Raw genomic sequence first — 17,092 nt, 5'->3', positions numbered from 1 at the left:
TCGCCCCGACGCCGACTCCGGCGGCCCGCGACCCCCGCCACCCCCGGCGGCCCGCCACCCCGCGGGCCCGCGCGTCCCCGGTCGTGGGTCAGCCCACCCGCGCCCGCTCGGCGGACGCGAGCGCCGCGCGCAGGAACTCGCCCGTCGCCGAATGCTCCGCCTTGACCAACTCGGCCGGGGTGCCCTCGAACACGACCGTGCCGCCGTGCTTGCCGCCGCCCGGACCCAGGTCGAGCACATGGTCGGCGCGCCGGATCACGTCCAGGTTGTGCTCGACCACCACGACCGTGTTGCCCGCGTCCACGAGCCGGTCGAGCAGTCCGACCAGGGTGTCCACGTCGGACATGTGCAGGCCGGTGGTCGGCTCGTCGAGGATGTACACGCTGCCCGTCTTGTGCAGCTCGCTCGCCAGCTTGAGTCGCTGCGCCTCGCCCCCGGACAACGAGGACAGCGGTTGGCCCAGCGTCAGATAGCCGAGTCCCACCTCGACCAGCGTGGTCACCCGGGCACGCAACTCCGGTTCGACGAACCAGTGCACCGCCTCGTCCGCGGTCAGCGCCAGCACGTCCACGATCGACTTGCCGCGCAGGGTGTACGCCAACACCTCGTTGCGGAACCGCCGTCCCTCGCACACCTCGCAGCGGGTGGTCACCGGGTCCATGAACGCCATGTCGGTACGGACCACGCCGCGCCCCTCGCACTCGGGGCACGCGCCGGTCGAGTTGAAGGTGAACCACCCCGGGTCCACGTCGTTGGCCTTGGCGAACAACCGGCGCAGCCGGTCGAGGACACCCACGTAGGTGATCGGCGTCGAGCGCGAGGTGGTGCCCACGCCCGACTGGTCGACCACCACCGCCTCCGGATGCGCGGCGACCAGGACGTCCGAGATCAGCGTGCTCTTGCCGGAGCCCGCGACGCCGGTGACCACGGTGAGCACGCCGGTGGGGATGTCCGCGTCGACGTCGCGCAGGTTGTGCAGGTTCGCGCCGCGGATGCGCAGCACGCCGGTCGCGGTGCGCACGATCGGCTTGAGTGCGGCCGGCCGACGCAGCGCCCTGCCGGTCGGCGAGTCGGCGGTGCGCAGGTCGGCGAACGGGCCCTCGAACACCACGGTGCCGCCGTGTACGCCCGCACCGGGACCGACGTCGACCACGTGGTCCGCGATCGCGATCACGTCCGGGTCGTGCTCGACCACGAGCACCGTATTGCCCTTGTCCCGCAACCGGGTGAGCAGATCGCCCAGCCGGACCACGTCGCGCGGATGCAGGCCCACGCTCGGCTCGTCGAAGATGTACGTCATCCCGGTCAGACTCGACCCGAGGTGGCGCACCATCTTCAGGCGTTGCCCCTCACCGCCGGACACCGTCGAGGTGGGCCGGTCCAGGTGCAGGTAGCCGAGCCCGATCGCGACGATCCGCTCCAACGCGGCGGCGGCCGGCTCGGCCACCCGACGGGCGACCGGATCGCTCAGCCCGGTGAGCACCGGCACCAGGTCGGCGATCTCCATCGCCGCGTAGTCCGGCAACGAGCGCCCCTCGATCAGCGACGCCCGCGCCGCCGCGTTCAACCTGGCCCCCGCGCAGTCCGGACACGCGCCCTCGGTGACGAATCGGGCCAACGTCTCGCGGCTCTTCTCGGCCAGCGCCGAGGTGTCCCGCTTGAGATAGAGCCGATTGAACCGGTCGACCAGACCCTCGTAGTCGATGTGGTGCCGGCCGTTGCTGTTGACGATCTCCACCTTGGCGCCGGTGCCGTACAGGAACAACCGCCACTGCTCGTCGGTGAACTCGCGCACGGGGACGTCGGTGGGGTACAGGCCGTGGTGCGAGTAAAGCTGCCACTGCCAGCCGCCGACGGGGAACGCGGGGTGGCGGATCGCGCCCTCCCGGATCGACCGCGACGGATCGATCAGCGCGTCCAGGTCCAGCCGTACGCTCCGGCCGAGCCCCTCGCAGGTCGGACACATGCCGCCGGGCGCGTTGAACGAATAGTGGTTGGCCGGCCCCGCCGAGGGGGTGCCGTGCCGGGAGAACAACACCCGAAGCAGCGGATGGATGTCGGTCATGGTGCCCACCGTCGACCGGGAGTTGCCGCCGATCGGGCGCTGGTCGACGACGATCGCCGTGGACAGGTGCTCGATCGAATCGGCCCGGGGCCGCTCGTGTTTGGGCAGCCGGTTGCGGACGAACGCCGGGAACGTCTCGGCGAGTTGCCGCTGCGACTCGATGGCGATGGTGTCGAACACGATCGACGACTTGCCCGACCCGGAGACCCCGGTGAACACCACGATCCGGTTCTTGGGGATGCGGAGCGAGACATTTTTGAGGTTGTGTTCCCGGGCGCCGGTGATCACGATGTCGTCGTAGTTCATGCCGCCACGGTATGAAGGGGTCCCTGACAGATGCTGTCAAGGATTCGCGCGCGATCCCGGACCGACCCGGGGAAGCGCCGCCGGTTTGTTGCAGGTGATGTGCAAATAGCTGTGGGTGGCAACTAGGCTCGGCGCATGAGTGCCTCACCCATCGTCCTCGGCATCGAATCGTCCTGCGACGAGACCGGGGTCGGTCTGGTCCGCGACGGCCGGCTGCTCGGCCACGCCGTGTCCACGAGCATCGCCGAACACGTGCGCTTCGGTGGCGTGGTGCCGGAGATCGCGGCCCGTGCGCACGTGCACGCGGTGACCCCGACGGTCCGGGCCGCGCTGGAGTCGGCGGGGCTGCGGCGCGGCGACATCGGCGCGGTGGCGGTGACCACCGGGCCGGGCCTGGCCACCGCGCTCCAGGTCGGCGTGGCCGCCGCCAAGGGCTTCGCGCTCGCCCTGGACGTGCCCCTGTACGGGGTGCACCACCTGGCCGGGCACGTCGCCGCCGACACCCTCGAACACGGGCCGCTGCCCGACCCGAGCGTGGTGCTGATCGTCTCCGGCGGACACACCTCGCTGCTCCTGGTGCGCGACCTCGCCCGCGACCCGATCGTGCACCTTGGCGACACTCTCGACGACGCGGCGGGGGAGTGCTTCGACAAGGTGGCCCGAGTGTTCGGCCTGCCCTACCCGGGCGGTCCGGCCATCGACCGGGCGGCGCGCGACGGCGACCCCGACTCGGTGGCCTTCCCTCGCGGACTTACCGGCCCGCGCGACGACCCGTACGCGTTCTCCTTCTCCGGCCTGAAGTCCGCCGCCGCCCGCTGGGCCGAGCGCGTGCGTGCGCAGGGCGCCGAACTCCCGGTCGCGGATGGCGCCGCCGCGCTCCAGGAGGCGGTGGCCGACGTGCTGACCCGCAAGGCGGTCGCGGCCTGCCGTGCCCACGACGTACGCACCCTGGTCGTGGTCGGCGGTGTCGCGGCCAACTCCCGGGTGCGCTCGCTCGCGGCGGAACGCTGCGCCGCCGCGGGCATCGAACTGCGGGTGCCGCCGCCGCGCCTGTGCACCGACAATGGCGCGATGATCGCGGCCGTCGGCGACCTGTTGATCCGCGCCGGCGTCGCCCCGGCCCCCCTCGACGTCTCGATCGACCCGTCGGCGCCGCTGGAATACGCGTCGCTGAACCCGACGGCGCCGACGGCGCGGCGGGCGGCCGGGTAGTCCCCGTCCGCCCGCCGCTCGCCTCGTCAGGGGGTGTAGCGCAGGAGCCAGTCGCGATCCGGGTCGCGGCCGAAGTCGGGGTCGTTGGGCGGGTCGGCCGGCTTCTCCTCGACCAGGTCGGCTGCTGCCACCCGCTCGGGCAGGTGGCCCCAACGTGCGGCGCGGGCGGCCTGATCGGCGTCCGGGTCGGCCGCCGTGCGTGCCGCGGTCGGCGGCTGCGGGTGGTCGTGGCCTCGCTCGGTTTCGGGCCGTTGTCCGGTGCCGGGTCGTGCTTCGTCGTTCGGCTGTGGTTCGAGGTCGGACCGTTGTTCGTTGCCCATGACTACCCCTGCCCTGTTCAGGCCGTGCCCGCTTGACGGCTCAACCGTACCTCCGGCGGCGCGGGGATAATGGGGCCGTGTACGTCGAACGTCGTTCCCACCTGGCTCCGCTGATCGTCTGGACCCGAACCGTCGAGGAGGACGGATCCGCGCGGGTACTCCCGGACGGCTGCATCGACCTGATCTGGTCCGGGGACGAGCTGGTCGTGGCCGGTCCCGACACGCTGGCCCACGTGGTGGAGGACCGGGTCGGGGCGCGCTACGCGGCGGTGCGCTGCGCCCCCGGGGTCGGGCCCGCGCTGCTCGGGACGCCCGCCGACGCGCTGCGCGATCGACGGATCCCGCTGGCCGACGTGTGGGGCGAGCGCGACGTGCGGATCCTGAGCGAACGCCTCGCCGCCGCCCCCGACCCGGCGGCGTTCCTGGAGGAACTGGCCGCCGCGCGGCTGCGCGACCGCGACCCCGAGGCGGCCCGCTTCGCCGGCACCGTGGTCGGCGAGTTGCGGGCCGGCGCCGACGTCGCGACGGTCGCCGCCGGCGTGCGACTGAGCGAGCGCCAACTGCACCGCCGCTCGCTGGCGGCCTTCGGCTACGGGCCCAAGACGCTGGCCCGGGTGTTGCGCCTGGAACGGGCGCTCGACCTGGCCCGCACCGGAATGCCACCGGCCCGGGTCGCGGCGGGCACCGGCTATGCCGACCAGGCCCACTTCGCCCGCGACGTCAAGGCGCTGGCGGGCGTGCCGCTGCGCACGCTGCTGGGCTGAGCGCGCGGCCCCGCCCGGGCTACGCGGCCTGCGACTGCGGGGCGAGCAGGTCCACGCCGTTGCCGTCCGGGTCGTGCAGGACGGCGTACCGCTGTCCCCAGAACGCGTCCCACGGCGCCCGGTATCCGGTGAACCCGGCCGCGACCAGCTCGGCGTACTTCTTGTCCACCTCCGCCGGATCGGCGAACGCGAAGGCCAGCGAGGCCCGGTGGCCACCCGTGGGCGGGGTCCAGTCCGGGGCGAACGAGCGGACCGTCGCGATCGTGTCGAGGACCAGCAACGGGCCGTCCGGCAGCGGCACTTCGACATGCGGCTCGGCATCGGCGTCGGCCGGGACGGGCAGACCCAGGGCCCGGTAGAACGCGAGCGAGGCGGCCATGTCGGCGACCACGAGCCCGATGAAGTGGAAGCGGGGTGTAGGAGAAGTCATGCCCGCACGCTAGCCGGCCGCGGCGCTCGTGGTCTTGAACGAATCGGACGTGTCGCCGGGATGGCCCCGGGTCCACCTCAGCGCCCGGCACGCCGGCCCCACACCAGCGCGAGCAGCGTGGTCGCCGCGGCCAGGGCGGCGCCGAACCACAACACGCTCGACGTGGCCACCGCGTCCACCGCGACCCCGCCGAGCAGCGAACCCAGCGAGATGGCCAGCTGGAACCCGGTGACGAAGACGGCCGAGCCCGCCTCGGGCGCGTCCGGCGCCACCCGCAACATCCACCCCTGCAACGCGACCGGTACCGCGCCGTACGCCAGCCCCCACACGAGCATCGCCGCCGCGGTCCCCGGCGTCCACGTCCCCGACGCCGCGAGCACCACGACCGCCGCGGTGAGCAGCCCGGCCGCGAGGGCCAGTGTGCGGTGCGGCGGGCGGGCGGAATACGCCCCGGCCAGTACGTTCCCGACCACCCCGGCCACGCCGTAGCCCAGCAGCAGCGCGCCGATCGGCCCCGGTCCCAGGCCGGCCGACTCCTCCAGGACCGGTCGTACGTAGGTGTACGCGCCGAAGTGCCCGGCGATCACCAGGACCAGCGCCGACGCGCCGGCCACCACCCCGCCGCGCCGCAGCAGCGCCGGGATCTCGCGCAGCCGCACCGCCCGTTCGGCGGGCAGCGGCGGGAGCAGGACGAGCAGGGCGACCAGCACCGCCGCGCTGAGCCCGGCCATCGCGGCGAAGGCGGCCCGCCAGCCCGCCCACTCGCCGATCATCGTGCCCACCGGCACGCCGACCACCGAGGCCACCGACACGCCGCCGAAGATCACCGCCGAGGCCCGACCGACCGAACCGGCCGGCACCAGTCGTACCGGCAGGCTCGCGCCGATCGCCCAGAAGCCGCCGATGCTGACGCCGACCAGGACGCGAGCCACCAAAAGCGTGGCGAAGTTCTGCGCGAGGGCGGCGATCGTATTGGCGGCGAGCAGCACGATCATCATCGCGGCGAGCACGATCCGCCGATCCACCCGCCCGGCGGCCACCAACACCGTCGGGGCGGCGAACCCGGCGACCACGGCGGCCAGGGTCATGGCCAGGCCAGTGGTGCCGTCGGAGACGTGCAGGCCGTGCGAGATCGGGGTGAGCAGGCCGACCGGCATCATCTCGGTGCTGACCACCGCGAAGGTGCCGACGGCGATCGCCGCCACGGCGAGCCAGGAACGCAACGACGCGGTCCCGGGCGCCGGATCGGCGGGAGTGGATCGGGCAGGGTCGGGCAGGTGCGCGTCGGTGTCGACGACCGGGTCGGACATGCCCTCCACCCTGGACACGGCCCCGATCCCGAACAACGGCGAAGATCGCATGCGAGCATAGGGGCCGCTTATGCTCGCAGGTCGGAACGTGGGAGACGGCCCACCCGGGCCCGGCGCCCGGTGCCCGGGGCCGAGCGCGGGAGGGGAACGGGATGAGTGTGGAGTTCCGGGAGCTGGAGTGCTTCGTCGTGCTGAGCGAGGAGCTGCACTTCACCCGTACCGCCGCCAGGCTCTACACCTCGCAGGCCCGGGTCAGCCAGTTGCTGCGGCAACTGGAGGACCGGATCGGCGCACGACTGTTCGAGCGCAGCAGTCGCCGGGTCCGGCTCACTTCGCAGGGCGAGCTGTTCCTGGCCGAGGTACGACCCGCCTACGTCACTCTCACCGGCGCGGTCGACCGGGCCAAGGCCCGCGCCCGGGGCATCGAGGGCGTGCTGCGGATCGGCTTCGTCGGCACCCCGTACGGCGCCCTCCTCGACCTGGTCGGCGACTTCCGCGCCCGGCACCCGCAGGCCCGCGCCGACCTGGTCGAGACGCCGCTGTCGGACCCGTTCGGCCCGGTGCTGCGCGGCGAGATCGACGCCGCCTTCGTGACCCTGCCCGTGGGCGATCCCACGCTGCGCACCGGCCCGGTGATCGCCGCCGACCCGCTGGTGCTCGGCGTCTCGACGCGGCACCCGTTCGCGCGGCGTGCGCGGGTGGACGCGGAGGAGCTGGCCGACTGCGTGTTCGTGGAGATCACCGGACCCGCGCCCGCGCCCTGGCGTGAGCTGCAGTCGCCGACGGTGACCCCGGGTGGGCGGCCGATCCCGCGTGGACCCGGCGCCGGCACCCTCCAGGAGGTGCTGTCGCTGATCGCGGGCGACCACGGCGTGCTGCTGTTCTGCGCCCAGTTCGCCGCGTACAACGGCCGCCCCGACGTGGCCTTCGTGCCGGTGACCGGGCTGACCGAGTCGGCGGTGACGCTCACCTGGCGGCGCGGGGACGAGACCACCCTGCTGCGCGCGTTCGTGGCCGCCTCGGGGCGGCAGATCGTACCGGCGTAGCCGCGCACGGTGAGCCCGGGCCCGGGTCCGGCGCCGTCGGGCCCTACCGTGGGGGCGTCCGTCGATCCCGTACCGAAGGCCCCGGTCATGCCGCTGCTCACGATCAAGTCCGAAGGTGAGGTCGAGGTCGAGGTTCGGCGTTCCCGCTTCGTGTGCGCCCTCGCCCGGGTGTCCGACGACGCGCAGGCGCAGGCGTTCCTGGCCCGCCGCCGGGCGCTGCACGCGTCCGCGCGGCACAACTGCTCCGCCTGGATCGCGGGCGGGCAGGAGAGGGCGTACGACGACGGCGAACCGTCGGGCACGGCCGGTGCGCCGATGCTCCAGGTGTTGCGGCGCCGCGAGCTGACCGAGACGGTCGCGGTGGTGACCCGGTACTTCGGCGGCATCATGCTCGGCGCCGGCGGCCTGATCCGCGCCTACGGCTCGGCGGTGACCGAGGCGGTGGACGCGGTCGGCGTGGTCGAGCTGCGCCCGATGCTGGTGCTGACCGTGGATGTCGACCACGCGCACGCCGGGCGGCTGGAAAACGACCTGCGCGGGCTCGGCCACGAGGTGCGCGACATCCGCTACGGCGCCGAGGTGGCGATCGACGTGTGCGTTCCGGAGCCGGATCGGGACCGCTTCGTGGCGCGGTTGACCGACCTGACCGGCGGCCGGGCGAGCGCCCGCGAGACCGGGCGCACGTTCGTCGAGGTGGACGCCTCCCCAAACAATTCCTGACGTACTTCTCGCGCCCGTACGCCCCATGCCGGTTGAAACCCGCCTCAGGTCGGAACACCAATGGGTGTACGGGTACTCGCGCGGGGGCTGCGGGAAATGAGGAAGTGATGACGGCTGGATACGACGAGAAGTCGGCCATCGACCAGGCCGAGGTCGTCCGGGCGGTACGCGAGCGGGTGATCCGGGCCCGTTCCGTGCTGGCGGAGGCGAGTGACGCGCACGACACGAACGCCTTGCCGCCGGCGCTCGACGAGCTGGAGGACGCGCTGCACGAGGCGCGGGAATATGGCGTGAGCGTTCCACCGGCGGGCGAGACCTGAGCGGTCGCCGACCGGCTTCGAGGGTGGTTGATTCAGAGGTGCCTGTTTCAGGGGCGCTTGTTTCGCGGGTGCCTTTTTCGAGGGTGCCTGCTTCAGGGGTTTTTCAGGGGTTTTCGTGCAGGCCCGCGTCGGCGGGACCGAGGACGAAGCGGGTGAAACGCACCCGCAGGCCCGCGCGCTCCGGTGAGCAGCAGAACGGCCCGGCAGCGGCCGACGCGTCCGGGGACAGTGGGGCGAGTCGGATGGTCCGCCAGGGCTCGTCGCCGTGCCGTGCCCGGATGGTGAGCGCGTCGCCGGCTCGGCTGACCCGGACGGTGATCGGGCCGCCGGCCCACTCGGGTACCGGAGCGATCGACCAGTCGGAGACACCGCGCGTGACCACGGCTCCGACGTGCAGCGCGCCGTCGGTGACCTCGACGCCCGCCTTGACCCAGGTTTGCTCGTCCACCCGGACGAACACCCCGGCCTGGTCGTAGAGCTCGTCGAAGTCCGCCTCGAAGGTGACCTCCACCGCCGTGCCCGGCGGCAGGTCGGTGAGCAGCGCACTCCCGGTGTCGCGGGTGAAGCCGTAGGACGTCTGTCGCCAGAAGTCGGCGCCCGGCACCGGGGTGACCACCAGTGCGTCGCCGTCGCGCTCGGCGCCGGCCGGCGGGTTGAGCCAGTGTGCGTCGTCCCAGTCCACCGCCACGGAATGCATCCGCCGACCCTATCCGGGCGCCGGTCCGGACCGGTCCCGGTACTCGCCCCCCGGCTCCGGTGCGGCCGGGTGGAAGATCGTGGCGAGGCCGGCAAGTGCCGTGTCGAGGTCGGTGAGCGGGCTTCCCGGGGTTCGGTGGGTGATGGGCAGCGGGCGGTACGGCGTGCCGGGTCGACGGCCGATTGCGCGGCGCACGGCGCCGATGTTGGCCGCCACGGCGGTCCTGGCCTCGGTTGTCGGGGTGTGTCCGGGGGCGGGTTCGGCGAGGCGGTGAGCCGGTTCTACGCAGGCGCGTACGGCGTCGATCGCCTGGACGGGGTGCGGGCCCGGGCGGTGTCGGCGGACCAGTCGGTGGTGGGCGCGCAGGGCCGGTTCGAGCGGATGCAGCGCGGCGACGGCGGCGTCGAAACGGTGCACCGGGTGGTCGGTGGACGACGGTGCGCCGGTGGGGCCGGCGAGGAGCGGGGTGAGTGCGGCCAGGGCGTCGGCGACCCGGCGGCGCAGGATGTCGACGGTGCGGATCGGCAGGATCAGCCAGGTGCCGGCCACGCCGAGCGCGGCTCCGAGCAGGATTGCAGCGAGGCGATCCACCAGCAGGTCGCCGGCGGGTTGGCCGAAGTAGCCATAGAGCAGGGACAGTACGGCGGTCACGCAGGCGGCCCAGTAGGCGTAGTCGATCGTGCGAAGCCAGGAGCCGAGGGCGAGCAGGGCGAACATGACCGGTACGGCGCCGGCGTCGTGGGCGGCGAACGCGCCGCCGAGCACGCCGGCGAAGGCGGTGCCGGCCGCGGCGCCGACGGTGCGCACCAGACCCCGGTGCAGCGCGTCGCCGCGGCCGCGGGTGCCGGCGCAGACGAGGTAGGTGGTGAGCACGGCCCAGGACCAGTGCGTGGGCCAGAGAAGGCGGCCGAGGGCGAAGGCCGCGCCGAGGGCGAGACCGGTCTGCAGGGCCATTCGCGTACTCGCGGGGAGGCGGCGCCGGGTGCCGGTGGGGGTGCCGTTTCGGCGTGGCTTGGGGCCGGGGCCGGGGCCGGGGATGGGGATGGCCAGGTGCACCGCGCCGACCCAGACAGCGGTGACCAGGGTGCTCAGGCCGACCCACAGGGTGTGCGTGTGATCGGTGGGGCGGGTGCCGACGGCGGGCAGGACCAGACTCGCCACCAGGGGCAGCGCCGCGACATTTGCGGCGACGGCGATCCGGGAGGCGAAGCGGCGCAGGTCGACGGTGGTTGCCATGGCGAGTGCGAACAGGGTGCCGCCGACGGCGGGATGACGCGGGATCAGGGCGCCGATCTCGGCGGCGAGCATGGCGACCGGGGGCAGGACGAGGCAGGCGAGCGCGCGGTCGAGCGGGTCGGCGTCGCGCTGGGTGCGGGCCAGGGTCAGCGCGATCACCACGGTCGCGACGACGATGTCGGCGTGTAGGTGGGCGGTGCGTTGCAGGAGGAGGGCCGAGCCGTAGGCGGCGAGCACCGAAACCATCGCGACGGTGGTCGCGCGAGGCGATTCCATGGCGGAAATCGTAAGCGCAAGCTTAGTAAATGGTAAGTGATAGCTTGGCAATATGACCGGAGCGGGAGCGAGCATGGAGTCGTCGACGGCCACCGGGCAGGGCGGCGGACGGGCCGACGCGCCGGTCGAGCCGGGCGATGTGGCCGAGATTCGGCGCGGGATCACCGCGGTCGCCGGGCGCATGCGGGCGAGTCGGTCGGCCGACGCGTTGAGCAGTAACAAGGTGGTGGTGCTGGGCCGGCTGCTGCGGCACGGGCCGTGTACGCCGGGCGAACTGGCCGCCGCCGAGCATCAGCAACCTCAGTCGCTCACCCGGGTCTTCGCGGAGCTGGCCCGGGACGGTCTGCTCACCCGGGCCAGGGACGCCCGGGACGGGCGGCAGTCGGTGCTCACGCTGACCCCGGCCGGCCGCGCGGCGCTGGTGCGCGACGCGGCGGAGCGGGACGCGTGGCTGGCCGGGGCGATGGGATCGCTCACCGAAACCGAGCGGCAGGTGTTGCGCCTCGCCGCCGACCTGATGCGGCGGATGGCCGGCGACGGGGCGAGTGGCGTGGAAGTACCACCCGAGGGTGATAAGTGACCACGTACTACATGGCTGCGGTGACACGTCAGTCCGGGCGGCTTGCCGTCAGGGCCTTGTCGAGCAGTTCGCGCGTGTCGGCGATCGCGGTGGACAGGGTGGACACGGTGAGTCGGCCGGCGATCTCGTCGACGTCGCGCAGGCCCGTACGGTCGAGCAGGGTCTTCTCGTTGGTCACCCACTCGCCGCGGCCGGCCGCCACCGCGTGTGCCGCCTCGCAGGCCGCCCGGCCGATCGCCCCCGCGACGTCGGTGACATGCCCGTGCGCGGCGTGCGCCTGGTCCGCGTAGGTCAGGGTCAGGCGCGCGTCGTCGCTCCACCGGGCGTGTGCGGCGCGGCGCAGCGCCGACGGGTAGGACGGTCGCGGCAGGTCGCCGAACAGCACCCGGTTGACCGCGAGTTCGGCGACCACGAGGTAGGTGGGCACGCCGGCGAGGTGGAACATCAACCGCTCGACCTCGAAGCGTCCCGCCCGCGCCTCGGCCAACCTCCGCTCCACGTCCGCGAGTTCGCGGTAGTGGAGGTCGATGGCCCGATCCTCCACGGTGAGCCAGGCGCCGCCGTTGAAGACCCCGCCGCCCCAGGCGCCGAACTCCGACACCTCGCCCGGCCAGCCCAGTCCCCGGATTGCGTCGGGGGTGAAGCCGTCGCGGTAGTAGACCGCGAAGTCCCAGTCGCTGTCGGGTCGGTGGGTGCCCTGGGCACGAGACCCGCCGAGCACCACGGCGGCCACTCCGGGCAGGGCGGCGAGACGTTGGGTGACGTGTGTGGTGAAGGATGCGTCACTGGTCATGTTCGGCAGCGTATCCCGGCGCCGGCGGAACGGTTGGCCGGGGCGCGTGGGTCGAGGCTCGTCGGTTGGGGTTCATCGGTCGGGGCTCGTCGGTCGGGGTTCGTCGGTCAGGGCTTGAGGTAGCCGCGTCGCACCGCCTCGTCGATCAGTTCCAGGGTGTACGCCCACAACGACGGGGAGCCGTCCTCGATCGTGCTGCCCTGCTTGGCCAGCACCTCGGTGCGGGTGAGGTCGTACTCGCGCCAGGTGCCGCCTTCGGTGTGGAAGTTGAGCAGGCACGGCTGGAACCGGTCGATCGCCTTCGCGAAGCGCGCGTCGGGCGTCTCGCGGGCCTCGAACTCCTCCCACAACGCCCGGAGTTCGTTGCCCTGCGGAGCCGGAAGCAGGCCGAATATGCGGTCCGCGCCGCGCTGTTCGCGCTCGACCTGGTCGACCTCGGCGACGCTGTCGTAGTAGAAGGTGTCGCCCGCGTCGATCTCGGCCAGGTCGTGGATCAACAACATCCGGGTCACCCGGGCCACGTCGACATCGGTCGCGGCGTGCTCGGCCAGCGTGCCGGCCAGCATGGCCAGGTGCCACGAGTGCTCGGCGGTGTTCTCGCGCCGGGAGGCGTCCGCGATCAGGTTGCGCCGCACCACGCCCTTGAGCCGGTCGATCTCCAGGATGAAGCCGACCTGCGCGGCCAGGTGCGGGTCGGTGGGCGGGAACAGGGGAACACTGGACAAGACGACTCCTGGCTAGGCCGAACGATCACGCGGTATCCAGATCGCACCACCGTTCCGCGAGCGCGGTCACCAGCAGGTGGGTATTGGTACGCGGCACGGTCGGGATCACGGACGCGTCCACGATATGCAATCCGCGCAACCCGAATACCGCCCCGGTCGGGTCGACCACGCCGGCGGCCGGGTCCTCGGCCATCCGGCAGGTACCGACGCCGTGGTAGAAGGCGTAGTGGTTGCGCCGGATCAGTTCGTCGGACTCGGCATCGCCGAGCGCGGCCGCGCGGTCGGCCTCGGTGTTGTCGAGGAGGATTCCGCTCTCGCGTGCGATGCGAGCGGCGAGGCGGCGGCCCTCGCGCAGCCGGGCCAGGTTGTCGGGGTGGGCCGGGAACGGCCAGTCGATTCGGGCGGGCGCGGCGGGATCCGTGGCGGTGGGGGTCACCGCACCGGCGCCGGCGGGGAGTTGCAGGCTCACGCTGATGTCCAGCTCGCACGTGCCGTCCGGATTGCGCCGGGCGACGGGGGTCAGCTGGAGGTCGTGGCGCCGGCGGGCGGTCGCCTTGGCGATCACCTGGAGGGTGGGCGCGTCGGCCGGGACCGCGTCGGGGTCGACCCGGGCGGCGAAGGAGACCACCGGGTGGTCGGTCAGATGCCGGCCCACGTGCGGATTCGCGGCGGCGAGCCCGGAGCGGGCGAGCAGGAGCGGGGACTGCACCACGCCGGCCGCGAGGACCACCCGACCGGCGGGCACGATGGCGCCGTCGGCGAGTTCGACGCCGACCGCACGGTCGTGTTCGACCAGCACGCGTGCCACGTGCGTGTCGGCGCGTACGGTGACCCGGTCGGCCGTGCCGACCAGGTAGGCGGCGGCGTTGGAGACCCGGGTGCGGTCCCGGCGGTTCATCGGTATCGGGCCGACGCCGGTGCCGGTGGGCGCGTTGTGGTCGGCGCAGTCCGGCATGCCGACGGCCGCGCAACCGGCGGCGAACGCGGCCTGGAGCGGGGCCCAGTCGGTGCGCGGGTGCCGGATGATCGGGATCGGCCCGTCGGTGCCGTGGTAGGGCCGGTCGCCGAAGTCGAGATCGTGCTCGATCCGGTTCAGACACGGCAACATGTCGGCCCAGGACCAGCCCTCGGGCCAGGTGTCGAAGTCCTCGGGTTCGGGGCGCATGGCCACCGCGCCGTTGGTGGCGGACGAGCCGCCGACCACCCGGCCGCGCGCGTACCGCAGGTCCCGATCGCCGGAGACGACCGTGTCGCCCCAGTCGTAGGGCGCCCGGATCGGGCGGGACAGTCGCCGCAACTCCTCGGGCAGTGCTGCGGGTCCGGCCTCCAGCAGGAGCACGTCGTAGCGCTCCGACAACCGCGCGGCGACCACACACCCGGCCGACCCGGCCCCGACCACGACAACCTCGAAACCCCGCATGTTGCCCACTTCCGCGCGAACCGACGACCCGTCATAGCTATCATGGCCATGATGGAGTGACAAGAGATCACCCGGGAGGCGGCGGACCTATCGCCGGCGGACCGTAGACCGCCGGTAGGCCCGCGTCGTAGGCGCGGGGGATCAACGCGACGACGTCGCCGCGGCGTTCGACCAGGGTGGAGGGCTGGACGGTCCCGGGGTCGGCGCGGGGGGCGGACGCGATGGTGTGCACGCGGCCCGCCCGATGTCGGTCGCGCCGTTCGAGGGTGAAGCCGTGTGGTCCCGGGCGGGGGTGTCCGGCTCCCGAGGCGTCGCGGCCGGAGTCGCCGACGACGGTGTAGACGTGGTTTTCGTCGACGCCGGCGATGAGCATCACGTCGAACATCCGGTCCGACCCGGGGCTGTCGCTGACCCATCGGGCCCTGCCGGTGTCCAGGTCCAGGGCCACCATCCGCAACGGCAGGTGCCGGTCCCGCCCGGTGTACGTGCCGGCTCGGGCCGGTGCGTAGAGCACGCCGTCGGCCACACACATCCCGGAGGATCGAGGACCGCGGTCGTCGCCCGCCCGGTACGGCAGCGCCAACGACCCCCACGGGCCCTCCGGGGGGATGCGGCGGGTGATGCGGCCGTGGTCGTCCAGGACCAGGATGCGCGGCGCGCCCTCCTCTGATGTCCGCATGTGCGCGATCAGCACGGGCGGATCCGCCGACACGATCGTGAAGAGGCCGCCGTCGCCGGTCCCGCCGCCCATCACCCGCCGGCTCCAGCGCACGGCCCCGGTGCGCGGGTCGAGGCGGGTGGCGTACGACGACTCCTCCCGCCCGGACGACGCGGAGGACCCGACCAGCAGGCCGCTCGGCCCCGAGGTCAGCGCCTGGACCCAGGTCCGGCCGGAGCCGGCGCCCGCGTCGTGCGCCGGCACGGGAAAGGACCAGCGCGCGGAGCCGTCGGCGAGGTCGTACGCCGCGACCGTCGACAGCCGCGCCCCCGTCCCCGTGTCCGCGGTCGCCGCCGCTCCCATCGCCACGACGCCGTCGGCGAGCACGATCGGAGTGCCGACGGCCGCCCATCGGGGCAGCGCGGGCACGCGCCGGGTCCACACCTCGGCGCGGGTGCGCACGTCGTACGCGGTGAGCAGGTCGCAGGCCCCGTTCGGCCCCGGGGACGACCACAACACGACACCGACCGTGCCGGCGATCCCCGAACTCATCGTGCACACGGTGGCGCCGACCTCCGGCGCCGGCAGCCGCTGCGCGGCACCGGTGCGCAGGTCGTACGCCGTCACCCCCGAGCCGACCGCCCCCATCACCAGGGTTCGCTCCCACACCCGACTCGCGCTCTCCGGGTACACGGTGTCCGCGCCCGGCGCGGGCTCGGCGCGAGCGGGCGGCGACCACAGTCGCTCCAGCGGTGCGCCCGGGGGCGGTGCCGGCCGGATCGTGTCGGCATGATCGCCGGGTGGTGTGCCGTCGTCGACGTCGACTCCGATGCCACCCAGCAGCACCAGCAACACCGTGACCACGACCGGTAATCGGCCGCGCCGCGCCACGCCCCCCGAACGCATGCGGTGGGTTATCCGTGCTGCTTCGGCGGGTCGGGGGGCGTGACGCCCTCCGGGACGATGTAGTCGCGGATCAGGCGTTCGGCGTCGCGGACCAGCGGTCGGAAGACCTTGTAGCGGGACAGGGTGATCACGCGTTCCACCATCGGGGTGGTGCGGGCCACGAAGGCGCGGGACTTGGCGCGCTCGGGGGAGCGGTCGTACACCCAAAAGAGCACGATGCCCATCAGGTGCAGCCACAACAACTCCGGGAGCAGTTCGGCGAGTTCGTCGTCGATGCGGAGCGAGGAGCCGCGCAGCACGTCGGCGAACAGCTCGGTGACCTGTTCGCGGATCGGGTACGACTCCGCGGAGAACGGGCTGAGCGGGCTCTCCGGGTCGGCGGCGTTGCGGAAGAACTGGACCGCGAACGCGTGATACGGCTCGGCCACCTCCAGCCACACCGACAACACCACCTGGAGCCGGTCGCCGAAGTCGCGGACACCGCGCAGCTCCTGCCGGCAGCGGGTGATGTGCTCGTGGGTGAGGCGGTCGTAGAAGCCGTGGATCAGGTGCTCTTTGGAGCCGAAGTAGTAGTAGGCGTTGCCGACCGAGACGCCGGACTCCTGGGCGATGGCCCGCATGGTCGTCTTGTCGTAGCCGCGCTCGCGGAAGAGCCGCAGCGCGGTCTCCAGGATCAGGGACCGCGTCTGCTCGCTCTTGCCGGGGCGCCCGACCGGGTCCGGCCTGTCGCCGCCGTCGGTCGGGTTCGCTGCGTCGGTGCCTGCCACGTGCTCCACGAGAGGCAAGGTTAGTGGGCGAGCTCGCAGTCACCGTCACACTCGACGACCGTCCAGGGTTCCCGGTAGGGGTTCGCGTCCGGGTCGGGCGGCAGTGGGCCCCGATGTGTGGCCGAGCGGATCCGGGCCGCGCCCAGGACGGCGGCCCGGGCCATCGGCATCCCGATCGGCGTGCCGAGCCGGAAGGACAGGCCGCGGTACGCGCGCAGCGCCCACAACACGGTGACCCACGCGGCGGCGCCGGACCACACCTCGCCCGAGCCGCCCACCACGGTGAGTTCGCGCAGCGTGGCCTCGTGGTCCAGGTCGGGATAGCGGTTGCGGGCGCGCGGCGAGCCGGCCGGCACCAGATCGACCGCGATCAGGGTCGGCTGCCGGGCGATCCAGCCGGACAGCGCGGTGCACAGCGGGCAGTCGGCGTCGAAGAGGATGGTGATCCGGCGGACCGGGGGAGGCGGGGCGGGGGTACCGCGCCGGGCCGTCCCCTCCGATCGGCCCGGCGCGGTGTTCCCCTGGGAGATGGTCATCGGGA

General features: G+C 73.2%; 18 protein-coding genes. 6 read left to right on the top strand and 12 right to left on the bottom strand.

What is annotated here, in order from left to right:
* Positions 1–88: 88 nt before the first annotated feature.
* The gene (locus ACFXKZ_RS15420; protein ID WP_380000514.1) at positions 89–2,371 is read right to left on the bottom strand and encodes an ATP-binding cassette domain-containing protein; all 2,283 of its coding nucleotides are present in this window, start codon (positions 2,369–2,371) and stop codon (positions 89–91) included.
* Positions 2,372–2,506: 135 nt separating this feature from the next.
* Here ACFXKZ_RS15420 and tsaD point away from each other — a divergent pair, with 135 nt between their 5' ends.
* On the top strand, positions 2,507–3,583 hold the full coding sequence (gene tsaD, locus ACFXKZ_RS15415) for a tRNA (adenosine(37)-N6)-threonylcarbamoyltransferase complex transferase subunit TsaD (protein ID WP_380000512.1): 1,077 nt from the start codon (positions 2,507–2,509) through the stop codon (positions 3,581–3,583).
* A gap of 26 nt (positions 3,584–3,609) precedes the next feature.
* On the opposite strand, the gene ACFXKZ_RS15410 is transcribed toward tsaD, so the two are convergent.
* Positions 3,610–3,903 (bottom strand): hypothetical protein, encoded by a 294-nt coding sequence (locus ACFXKZ_RS15410; RefSeq protein WP_380000510.1) that lies wholly within the window; start codon positions 3,901–3,903, stop codon positions 3,610–3,612.
* Between the two features lie 77 nt (positions 3,904–3,980).
* On the opposite strand from ACFXKZ_RS15410, the gene ACFXKZ_RS15405 reads away from it, so the two are divergent.
* On the top strand, positions 3,981–4,667 hold the full coding sequence (locus tag ACFXKZ_RS15405) for a helix-turn-helix domain-containing protein (protein WP_380000508.1): 687 nt from the start codon (positions 3,981–3,983) through the stop codon (positions 4,665–4,667).
* A 19-nt stretch (positions 4,668–4,686) separates the two neighbouring features.
* On the opposite strand, the gene ACFXKZ_RS15400 is transcribed toward ACFXKZ_RS15405, so the two are convergent.
* Positions 4,687–5,097: a VOC family protein gene (locus ACFXKZ_RS15400; RefSeq protein WP_380000506.1), complete on the bottom strand. Its 411-nt coding sequence runs from the start codon at positions 5,095–5,097 to the stop codon at positions 4,687–4,689.
* A 77-nt stretch (positions 5,098–5,174) separates the two neighbouring features.
* On the bottom strand, positions 5,175–6,407 hold the full coding sequence (locus ACFXKZ_RS15395; RefSeq protein WP_380000504.1) for an MFS transporter: 1,233 nt from the start codon (positions 6,405–6,407) through the stop codon (positions 5,175–5,177).
* 152 nt (positions 6,408–6,559) lie between these two features.
* On the opposite strand from ACFXKZ_RS15395, the gene ACFXKZ_RS15390 reads away from it, so the two are divergent.
* The 3 genes from ACFXKZ_RS15390 (at position 6,560) to ACFXKZ_RS15380 (ending at position 8,493) form a co-directional block, all read left to right on the top strand.
* Complete coding sequence (locus ACFXKZ_RS15390; protein ID WP_380000502.1) at positions 6,560–7,453, top strand: LysR substrate-binding domain-containing protein; 894 nt, start codon at positions 6,560–6,562, stop codon at positions 7,451–7,453.
* A gap of 87 nt (positions 7,454–7,540) precedes the next feature.
* Positions 7,541–8,173, top strand: a complete 633-nt coding sequence (locus tag ACFXKZ_RS15385; RefSeq protein WP_380000500.1) for a YigZ family protein — start codon at positions 7,541–7,543, stop codon at positions 8,171–8,173.
* 107 nt (positions 8,174–8,280) lie between these two features.
* Positions 8,281–8,493 carry a hypothetical protein gene (locus ACFXKZ_RS15380; RefSeq protein ID WP_380000498.1) on the top strand — a complete coding sequence of 71 codons (213 nt, stop codon included), beginning with the start codon at positions 8,281–8,283 and terminating at the stop codon, positions 8,491–8,493.
* A gap of 103 nt (positions 8,494–8,596) precedes the next feature.
* Here ACFXKZ_RS15380 and ACFXKZ_RS15375 read toward each other — a convergent pair whose 3' ends face one another.
* Complete coding sequence (locus tag ACFXKZ_RS15375; RefSeq protein WP_380000496.1) at positions 8,597–9,190, bottom strand: DUF1349 domain-containing protein; 594 nt, start codon at positions 9,188–9,190, stop codon at positions 8,597–8,599.
* A 9-nt stretch (positions 9,191–9,199) separates the two neighbouring features.
* A complete protein-coding gene (locus ACFXKZ_RS15370) occupies positions 9,200–10,702 on the bottom strand; it encodes an FUSC family protein (protein WP_380000494.1) in 1,503 nt (500 codons plus the stop codon).
* A 73-nt stretch (positions 10,703–10,775) separates the two neighbouring features.
* On the opposite strand from ACFXKZ_RS15370, the gene ACFXKZ_RS15365 reads away from it, so the two are divergent.
* Positions 10,776–11,282, top strand: coding sequence for a MarR family winged helix-turn-helix transcriptional regulator (locus ACFXKZ_RS15365; protein ID WP_380000492.1), 507 nt, complete (start codon positions 10,776–10,778; stop codon positions 11,280–11,282).
* A gap of 28 nt (positions 11,283–11,310) precedes the next feature.
* On the opposite strand, the gene ACFXKZ_RS15360 is transcribed toward ACFXKZ_RS15365, so the two are convergent.
* The 6 genes from ACFXKZ_RS15360 to ACFXKZ_RS15335 all read right to left on the bottom strand — a co-directional run bounded on the left by ACFXKZ_RS15360 (position 11,311) and on the right by ACFXKZ_RS15335 (position 17,087).
* A complete protein-coding gene (locus ACFXKZ_RS15360; protein ID WP_380000490.1) occupies positions 11,311–12,075 on the bottom strand; it encodes a nucleotidyltransferase domain-containing protein in 765 nt (254 codons plus the stop codon).
* A 107-nt stretch (positions 12,076–12,182) separates the two neighbouring features.
* Complete coding sequence (locus ACFXKZ_RS15355) at positions 12,183–12,800, bottom strand: HD family hydrolase (protein WP_380000488.1); 618 nt, start codon at positions 12,798–12,800, stop codon at positions 12,183–12,185.
* Between the two features lie 25 nt (positions 12,801–12,825).
* On the bottom strand, positions 12,826–14,220 hold the full coding sequence (locus ACFXKZ_RS15350; protein ID WP_380000486.1) for a GMC family oxidoreductase: 1,395 nt from the start codon (positions 14,218–14,220) through the stop codon (positions 12,826–12,828).
* 67 nt (positions 14,221–14,287) lie between these two features.
* A complete protein-coding gene (locus ACFXKZ_RS15345; RefSeq protein WP_380000484.1) occupies positions 14,288–15,784 on the bottom strand; it encodes a PQQ-binding-like beta-propeller repeat protein in 1,497 nt (498 codons plus the stop codon).
* An 8-nt stretch (positions 15,785–15,792) separates the two neighbouring features.
* Positions 15,793–16,560 (bottom strand): TetR family transcriptional regulator, encoded by a 768-nt coding sequence (locus tag ACFXKZ_RS15340; protein ID WP_380000482.1) that lies wholly within the window; start codon positions 16,558–16,560, stop codon positions 15,793–15,795.
* An 11-nt stretch (positions 16,561–16,571) separates the two neighbouring features.
* Positions 16,572–17,087: a thiol-disulfide oxidoreductase DCC family protein gene (locus tag ACFXKZ_RS15335; protein ID WP_380000479.1), complete on the bottom strand. Its 516-nt coding sequence runs from the start codon at positions 17,085–17,087 to the stop codon at positions 16,572–16,574.
* Positions 17,088–17,092 lie beyond the last annotated feature (5 nt).

Source organism: Embleya sp. NPDC059237 (assembly GCF_042754105.1).
GTDB lineage: Bacteria > Actinomycetota > Actinomycetes > Streptomycetales > Streptomycetaceae > Embleya.
The sequence above is the reverse complement of the archived record's forward strand: the minus strand, read 5'-3'. Positions and strand labels throughout refer to the sequence as shown.

Coding starts and splice junctions, on each gene's coding strand:
- ACFXKZ_RS15420 (WP_380000514.1), bottom strand. CDS start 2,371: ATGAACTACGACGACATCGTGATCACCGGCGCCCGGGAACACAACCTC.
- tsaD (WP_380000512.1), top strand. CDS start 2,507: ATGAGTGCCTCACCCATCGTCCTCGGCATCGAATCGTCCTGCGACGAG.
- ACFXKZ_RS15410 (WP_380000510.1), bottom strand. CDS start 3,903: ATGGGCAACGAACAACGGTCCGACCTCGAACCACAGCCGAACGACGAA.
- ACFXKZ_RS15400 (WP_380000506.1), bottom strand. CDS start 5,097: ATGACTTCTCCTACACCCCGCTTCCACTTCATCGGGCTCGTGGTCGCC.
- ACFXKZ_RS15395 (WP_380000504.1), bottom strand. CDS start 6,407: ATGTCCGACCCGGTCGTCGACACCGACGCGCACCTGCCCGACCCTGCC.
- ACFXKZ_RS15390 (WP_380000502.1), top strand. CDS start 6,560: ATGAGTGTGGAGTTCCGGGAGCTGGAGTGCTTCGTCGTGCTGAGCGAG.
- ACFXKZ_RS15385 (WP_380000500.1), top strand. CDS start 7,541: ATGCCGCTGCTCACGATCAAGTCCGAAGGTGAGGTCGAGGTCGAGGTT.
- ACFXKZ_RS15380 (WP_380000498.1), top strand. CDS start 8,281: ATGACGGCTGGATACGACGAGAAGTCGGCCATCGACCAGGCCGAGGTC.
- ACFXKZ_RS15375 (WP_380000496.1), bottom strand. CDS start 9,190: ATGCATTCCGTGGCGGTGGACTGGGACGACGCACACTGGCTCAACCCG.
- ACFXKZ_RS15370 (WP_380000494.1), bottom strand. CDS start 10,702: ATGGAATCGCCTCGCGCGACCACCGTCGCGATGGTTTCGGTGCTCGCC.
- ACFXKZ_RS15365 (WP_380000492.1), top strand. CDS start 10,776: ATGGAGTCGTCGACGGCCACCGGGCAGGGCGGCGGACGGGCCGACGCG.
- ACFXKZ_RS15360 (WP_380000490.1), bottom strand. CDS start 12,075: ATGACCAGTGACGCATCCTTCACCACACACGTCACCCAACGTCTCGCC.
- ACFXKZ_RS15350 (WP_380000486.1), bottom strand. CDS start 14,220: ATGCGGGGTTTCGAGGTTGTCGTGGTCGGGGCCGGGTCGGCCGGGTGT.
- ACFXKZ_RS15345 (WP_380000484.1), bottom strand. CDS start 15,784: ATGCGTTCGGGGGGCGTGGCGCGGCGCGGCCGATTACCGGTCGTGGTC.
- ACFXKZ_RS15335 (WP_380000479.1), bottom strand. CDS start 17,087: ATGACCATCTCCCAGGGGAACACCGCGCCGGGCCGATCGGAGGGGACG.